We start from the raw sequence: 6,110 nt of genomic DNA, 5'->3' as shown, positions 1-6,110 counted from the left end.
AGTGTGAGGAGGCCCCGCGCGCGAAGGTGGTCAGGTGGACCGGGGCCGAGGGTCGTCAGGGCGGACCGGGGCCGGAGGCCGTCGGACGGACCGGGACCGAAGGCCGTCAGGGCGGACCGGGGCCGAAGGCCGTCAGGCGTCGGTCGGATGCAGGAACGGGCGCACCTCGATCGGCAGGGTGCTGGCTCTGCTCGCCTTGCGCCCCCACTCCAGGGCCTCGTCGTGATCGGACGCCTTGATCACGCACAGCCCGCCCAGGTACTCCTTGCCCGCGGTGAAAGGGCCTTCGGTGACGACCACGTCCTCGCCCCGGGGGCGCAGCACGGCGGCGGACTCCGGGCCGTGCAGCCCGCCGGCGAACACCCAGGCCCCGGCCTCGCGCAACTCCTCGTGGAACCGGTCCAGGCTGCCCACGATCCGCGCCAGTTCCTCGGCCGCGGGCGGCTGGCCCTCGCTGGGCTGGATCACGCTGAGCAGGTAGTACGTCATGGTGTCCTCCGGAGTGTCGTACGGGTGCCCCGGGAGTCGTACGCGGTCGTGGAAAGGCGTGTCAGGGGAAGGGCGCGTTGCGCGGAAACGGGCGTCGCGCGGGAAGGGGCGTGCCGTCGTTTCCCCGTCTGCGCGGACGGCACACCCCTTCCTACACGAACGGCGCTCCCCCGCAGTCTCCGTTCGGCTCCCGTTCGTCGCCGTTCGCCTCCGTTCTCAGCGGGAGCGGCGGGAGCGGCGGGCGGTGTGCGCCGCGCCGGAGGCCGGGTCCCGGTATGGCCGGTCCCGGTGCTCGGTCCGCAGGCTCAACCCGCCTTGGCCAGCAGTGGACTGCGGCCGAGCGCCGCGGAGAACTGGTCGACCACCTGTGCCAGCGCCTCACTCGCGCCGGACGCGACGGAGACCGAGCCGTCCTCGTGCACGGTGATGTCCTTGTCGAGGGTGAACCAGCCCTGGACGATGTGGGCCGCGCCCATGGAGTTCAGGACGGGACGCAGGGCGTAGTCGATGGCGAGGACGTGCGCCGTGGAACCGCCGGTGGCCAGCGGCAGCACGGTCTTGCCGGTGAGCGCGTACTGCGGCAGCAGGTCCAGCAGCGCCTTGAGGACACCGGAGTAGGAGGCCTTGTAGACGGGGGTGCCGACGACGACGCCGTCGGCGCGGGCGAACAGCTCGGTGGCCTCGACGATCGCCGGATGCCGGAAGTCGGCGCCGAGCAGGGCCTCGGCGGGGATCGTCCGGACGTCGAGCGGCAGCACCTGGTGGCCCTGCGCGGTCAGCCGGTGGTCGAGGTGGCGCAGCAGACGGTTGGTGCGGGAGGACACGGAGGGGCTGCCGGAGACGGACAGGACGGTGGCCATGAATGCCTCTTTCTGAGGGCCGGACGCCCGGCGAAGCCGGCGGGGATCCGGGAAGCGGGTCGGTCAGGAGAGGAGTACGAGGACCGCCGAGGCCGGATCGGCCGGAACGTCTCACGGCGGGTGTCCCCGCGCCACCGACGACGCGACCGCCGACGCGACCACCGGCCCCGCCACCGACGCCGCCCGCCGACCGAGGCCGCGGTCGGTGATCGGCGGGATGGTGGGCAGTGGGGGGGCAGCGTCCGCAGGCCGGGCACGCGCGGGGGAGACACGGCCCGGATCCCGCGGAATGCGGCGGGGTGCCGGGCGTGCGGTGAGAAAGATCCGGACGAGGGAGGAGAAGACGCGGCGGATCGGGACGGTGATCAGGCCGCGGTGCGACAGGCGGCGCTGGAGACACGCGCGAGGTCGACGTGGCGTCGCCGCGTGAGATCCAGTCGCATGGTCATGCCATCGATCCTGGCAGTCGCCGCGGACGGCCGTCAAGGACGAGCCGGCCGGTCTCGCATCGCGGACCTTCGGTCGCGGCCGGGCGAGGGGCGGACGGCCGGCCCCATGGCGATGTCACCGAACCCGTACGGACTGCCTCCGCTTCCAGTGGGCATCCGAACTGCGCTGACCTACGACGGAAAGAGGCGAAGATGGAGATCAGCGGCATCATCAGTGCCATCGTCATCGGCATCGTCATCGGCGCCCTGGGACGCCTCGTCGTCCCGGGCCGGCAGCGCATCGGCATCCTCTGGACGATCCTCATCGGCATCGTCGCCGCGCTGATCGGGGCGGCGATCGCCTCCGCGATCGGTGTGGCCGACACCAAGGGCGTCGACTGGATCGAGTGGCTGATCCAGATCGCGCTCGCGGCGGTGGGCGTCGTCGCGCTGGACCGGGCGAAGACGGCACGCCGCTGACGCCGGCCCCCGCCGCGCCCCCGCGCCGGGCGGCTCGGCGTGCGCGAGGGCGGCAGGGCGTCGGGGGCAGCCCCGTCGCGGCGCGGTCAGCCCAGTTCGAGGGTGGCGACCCCGTAGATCCGCCCGCGTGCGTACGGCCGTACCGGGCCGGTGTACATGCGGGCGGTCTCGAAGGACGGCGTCAGACCGGCCTCCTCGGCCAGGGCGAGGCCCGCCGCGTTGGTCTCGGGCACGTCCATGGCGATCGCGCGGCCCTCGGCCTCGGCGGCCAGCGCGGCGAACAGGGCGCGCGCGTCCTCGGCGGTGTCCGCGAACAGCGGGCCGATGCGCAGGCCGTCGCGGGCCGGGCGCAGGACGCCGTACCCGGTGACGCGGTCGCCGGTGCGGCGGAGCACCGCGCGATGGCCGGGCGTGGTCAGCCAGTGCGCGACGAAGCGCGGCCGGTCGGCCGGGTGGCAGGCGGCGTCGTAGGCGGTGATGTCCACGACGTCGGCGGGCCCGGCCGGCCGTACGTCCCGCGGTGCCTCGGCGGCGGGGGCCGGGCCGGTGAACCGGACGGTGCGGTAGGCGGCCTCGAAGCCGGACTGCCGGTAGTTGTCCTGCTGGGCGACGACGCCGTCCAGGCCGATCGTACGGTCCCCCGCATGTGCGAGGGCGGTCTTCCAGGTGGTCAGGCCATGGCCGCGGCCGCGCAGGTCGGGGCGCACGAGATAGCAGCCCAGGAAGGCGAAGTCGGGTCCGTGGCGGACGACCGAGATCGCCGAGACCGGTTCGCCGTCGATGCGGCCCAGGAAGAAACCGTCGGGGTCCTGGGCGAAGAAGGCCGGGCCGTCGGACAGCCCGGGGTTCCACCCTTCCTGCGCGGCCCATTCGCTGATGACCGGCCAGTCCTCCAGGGTGGCCCGGGTGACGACGAGGTCTTCGGGGGCCGCGATGGCCATCGGTGTGCTCCGTTCCGTCGGCGGTGCGAGGACGCGCGCAGCATCTTCGGCGGTGCGAGGGCGCGCGCAGCATCTTCGCGGATCATGCGCGGGCGCGCCACGGCGGAATCAAGCCGCGCCGAATCCCCGCTCCGGCCGAGGGCCGCAGCGGACGAAGGCCCCACCCGGCGACGGCCCTCACCGGGCGCAGGCCCCCACCGAGCGACGGCTCCCACCGCGAACAAGGCCCCCACCGAGCGACGGCTCCCCCAGGCGGACAAGGCCCCCACCGGTCGCGCATCGGGCGACCGGTGGGGGCTCTCCCGCGACGTCTGCTGCGCGTCCTACGAGTTCCGCGGGAGCGGCGGGGCTGCGGGCCGGCCGGTTCAGCGGGTCGCGCCCGGCCGGTAGCGCCGGTACAGCGCGGCTCCGCCCAGCAGGAGGGCCGCGCTCGCCGCGACCGCACCCGCCGTCGCGGCGGAGGTGTTGGCGCAGCGGTTTCCGGCGGCGGGGTTGAGCAGCCCCACCACGCTGACCGTGTTGCCGCACACGTTCACCGGGACGTGCACCGGAAGCTGGATGGTGTTGCCGGAGATCGCCCCGGGCGAGCCGACCGCGGAGCCGTCCGCCGAGGCGCCGCCGTCGGCGGCGAACGCTGCGGACACCGGCACTGTCATCGCCATCGCGCCGGACGCGGCGATGGCGATCACACCGTTTCGGGTAACCCGTTTCATAGGTCCTGTGCCTTCCAGACAAGAGTCACGGGCAGTCGCCCGCACCGGTTAAAACGCCGGGTGAACCATCCGAGTTATGGCTTATCGGTCTTTCACCCCATCGAGCGGGCGGGGGCGGCGGGGGGGGGTGGGGCGGCAGGGGGGGGGCGCGAGCCGGACGCCGACGCTCGCGCCACTGCGCCGACGCTCGCCGCCCCACGCCGACGCTCGCCGCCCCGCGCCGACGCTCGCCGCTACTGCCCGGCGTCGCCCATCAGCTCCGCCAGGTCCTGGTCCAGGTCGAGCTGCAGATGCTCCCGGCCGGTCGGCACCAGCTCGTTCGTGGCCTGAAGGAACCGGCGGATCTCGCCGCTGCGGACGTGCACCACGGCGGTGCCCTCGGGCGCGTGGAACTCCATCACGGTGCGGTCGTAGCCGTACGGCCGCACCCGTACGTCACCGTCGCCCTCGGGCTCGTGCAGGCCCGCCACCAGCAGGTCCCGGGCGAAGGTCCAGCTGACCTCCACGCCTTCGAGCGTGGCCGGGGCCGGGAAGGTCATGCGGACGGCGAACGGGTCGCGCCGGTCGTAGTGCAGCGTGGCGGGAATGCTGGGCATCCGCGGCGCGGCGGCGACCAGGCGAGCCTCGACGGGCTGCTCGATGACGGTGGACAACGCCTTGCTCCCTTGCGACGGGTGACGTACGTACGGCGGGCGGCGCACGACGGTGGAGCGTCCGGGTGGACGAGGCCGGGCACTGGAGAAGACGCCGGAATCAACCCGTCCGTGCACACGGCAAGAGAGTGACCTCTGTCACCGCGTTCATGCGCGCCGCGGCGCCGCGGGGCCGCAAATGCCGCGCCGCCGCGCGGGAGCGGCGCGGGCGATCCCTCGACTGGGGGAGTGGATATCGCCTGATATGGCGAACTGTTCCAGGATGCGGGTATCCGTTCCTTGACAGAGAGGAAGTGAACGGTATGCCACGCGGTTCCAGTTCCAAACGGGAGCGCCAGTACGAGCACATCAAGGAGAGCGCGCAGGACCGGGGGGAGAGCACCGGCCGCGCCAAGGAGATCGCCGCGCGCACGGTGAACAAGGAACGCGCCCGCTCGGGCGAGTCGAAGACCGCGAGCCGCTCCTCGACCCGGGACACCTCCTCCGCCAAGCGCGGCGGACAGCGTTCGGGCAGGGGCTCCGAGGGGCAGACCTACGACCAGCTCTACGAGGAGGCCAAGCGGCGCAACATCCACGGCCGCTCGGACATGAACAAGGAGCAGTTGCGGCAGGCCCTGGGCAAGAGCTGACCCGGGCCGCCGCGCCGGCCGGCGGGACGGGCCCGCCCGCACCGCGCGCCCGTCCTGCCCCGCGCCGCGCGCCTCTCCCGCCCGGCACCCGCCGTGTCCGCCGCCGGCCGGCGGGCCGTACGCTCGTGTCCACCATGACGACGACGGTGGGCATTCCCGCGGGCTGGCCCGCGACCGAGGAACAGGCGCGCGCCGTGCAGGACGAGTTGCGCGCGCGGGTGGTACTGGACGAGAGGGGCCCGGAACCGGGCACCGGGTACGTCACGGGGGTCGATGTGGCCTACGACGACGAGCAGGACGTCGTCGCCGCCGCGGCCGTCGTGCTGGACGCGGCGTCCCTGCGCGTGGTGGCCGAGTCCACCGCCGTGGGGCGGATCTCCTTCCCGTACGTGCCGGGGCTGCTGGCCTTCCGCGAGATCCCGACCGTGCTCGCCGCGCTGGACGCCCTGGACCATCCGCCCGGACTGGTCGTCTGCGACGGCTACGGCCTGGCGCATCCGCGCCGCTTCGGCCTCGCCAGCCACCTGGGGGTGCTGACCGGCCTGCCGACGATCGGCGTCGCCAAGAACCCGTTCACCTTCACCTACGACGATCCCGACACGCCGCGCGGCAGCAGCGCGCCGCTGCTGGCGGGCGCCGACGAGGTGGGGCGCGCCCTGCGCACCCGGGACGGGGTCAAGCCGGTGTTCGTCTCCGTCGGCCACCGGGTGTCGCTGGACAACGCCTGCGCCCACACCCTGGCCCTGACCCCCGCCTACCGCCTGCCGGAGACCACCCGCCGGGCCGACGCGCTGTGCCGCAGCGCTCTGCGCGAGGCCACGGCGGCGGACTCCACCGGGGATCGCACCGGATGACACCCGCCGGGTCCGGCCCGCTGCCCGGTCCCAGGCGCTCGCCCGGCACCGTCGGCCCGGTCG

8 protein-coding genes and 1 pseudogene are annotated in these 6,110 nt (G+C 74.0%); 3 read left to right on the top strand and 6 right to left on the bottom strand.

Features of this window, described 5'->3' with window-relative positions:
• Window positions 1-132: 132 nt before the first annotated feature.
• The 3 genes from GV126_RS06060 to GV126_RS37445 all read right to left on the bottom strand — a co-directional run bounded on the left by GV126_RS06060 (window position 133) and on the right by GV126_RS37445 (window position 1,792).
• On the bottom strand, window positions 133-489 hold the full coding sequence (locus tag GV126_RS06060; protein ID WP_159663329.1) for a YciI family protein: 357 nt from the start codon (window positions 487-489) through the stop codon (window positions 133-135).
• Between the two features lie 305 nt (window positions 490-794).
• Window positions 795-1,349 (bottom strand): NADPH-dependent FMN reductase, encoded by a 555-nt coding sequence (gene ssuE / locus GV126_RS06055; protein WP_159663327.1) that lies wholly within the window; start codon window positions 1,347-1,349, stop codon window positions 795-797.
• Between the two features lie 365 nt (window positions 1,350-1,714).
• The gene (locus tag GV126_RS37445) at window positions 1,715-1,792 is read right to left on the bottom strand and encodes a putative leader peptide (RefSeq protein ID WP_369123903.1); all 78 of its coding nucleotides are present in this window, start codon (window positions 1,790-1,792) and stop codon (window positions 1,715-1,717) included.
• Between the two features lie 198 nt (window positions 1,793-1,990).
• On the opposite strand from GV126_RS37445, the gene GV126_RS06050 reads away from it, so the two are divergent.
• Entirely contained in the window at window positions 1,991-2,257 is a 267-nt protein-coding gene (locus GV126_RS06050; protein WP_159663326.1) for a GlsB/YeaQ/YmgE family stress response membrane protein, read from the top strand.
• Window positions 2,258-2,343: 86 nt separating this feature from the next.
• Here the strand turns inward: GV126_RS06050 and GV126_RS06045 are convergent, their stop codons facing one another.
• The 3 genes and pseudogenes from GV126_RS06045 to ssgD all read right to left on the bottom strand — a co-directional run bounded on the left by GV126_RS06045 (window position 2,344) and on the right by ssgD (window position 4,564).
• Window positions 2,344-3,198, bottom strand: a complete 855-nt coding sequence (locus tag GV126_RS06045; protein WP_159663325.1) for a GNAT family N-acetyltransferase — start codon at window positions 3,196-3,198, stop codon at window positions 2,344-2,346.
• 425 nt (window positions 3,199-3,623) lie between these two features.
• A pseudogene (locus tag GV126_RS06040) lies at window positions 3,624-3,911 on the bottom strand (chaplin); the annotation flags it as partial.
• A gap of 233 nt (window positions 3,912-4,144) precedes the next feature.
• Window positions 4,145-4,564, bottom strand: coding sequence for a spore wall synthesis regulator SsgD (gene ssgD, locus GV126_RS06035; protein ID WP_159663321.1), 420 nt, complete (start codon window positions 4,562-4,564; stop codon window positions 4,145-4,147).
• A gap of 302 nt (window positions 4,565-4,866) precedes the next feature.
• On the opposite strand from ssgD, the gene GV126_RS06030 reads away from it, so the two are divergent.
• Both GV126_RS06030 and GV126_RS06025 read left to right on the top strand, forming a co-directional pair.
• Window positions 4,867-5,193 carry a plasmid stabilization protein gene (locus tag GV126_RS06030; RefSeq protein WP_159663319.1) on the top strand — a complete coding sequence of 109 codons (327 nt, stop codon included), beginning with the start codon at window positions 4,867-4,869 and terminating at the stop codon, window positions 5,191-5,193.
• A gap of 134 nt (window positions 5,194-5,327) precedes the next feature.
• Complete coding sequence (locus GV126_RS06025; RefSeq protein WP_159663317.1) at window positions 5,328-6,047, top strand: endonuclease V; 720 nt, start codon at window positions 5,328-5,330, stop codon at window positions 6,045-6,047.
• Window positions 6,048-6,110 lie beyond the last annotated feature (63 nt).

The sequence above is a fragment of the Streptomyces mexicanus genome (assembly GCF_902506575.1).
In the GTDB taxonomy this organism is placed as follows: Bacteria; Actinomycetota; Actinomycetes; order Streptomycetales; family Streptomycetaceae; genus Streptomyces; species Streptomyces mexicanus.
Note: the sequence above shows the minus strand (reverse complement) of the source record. Positions and strands in the feature narration are given on the sequence as shown.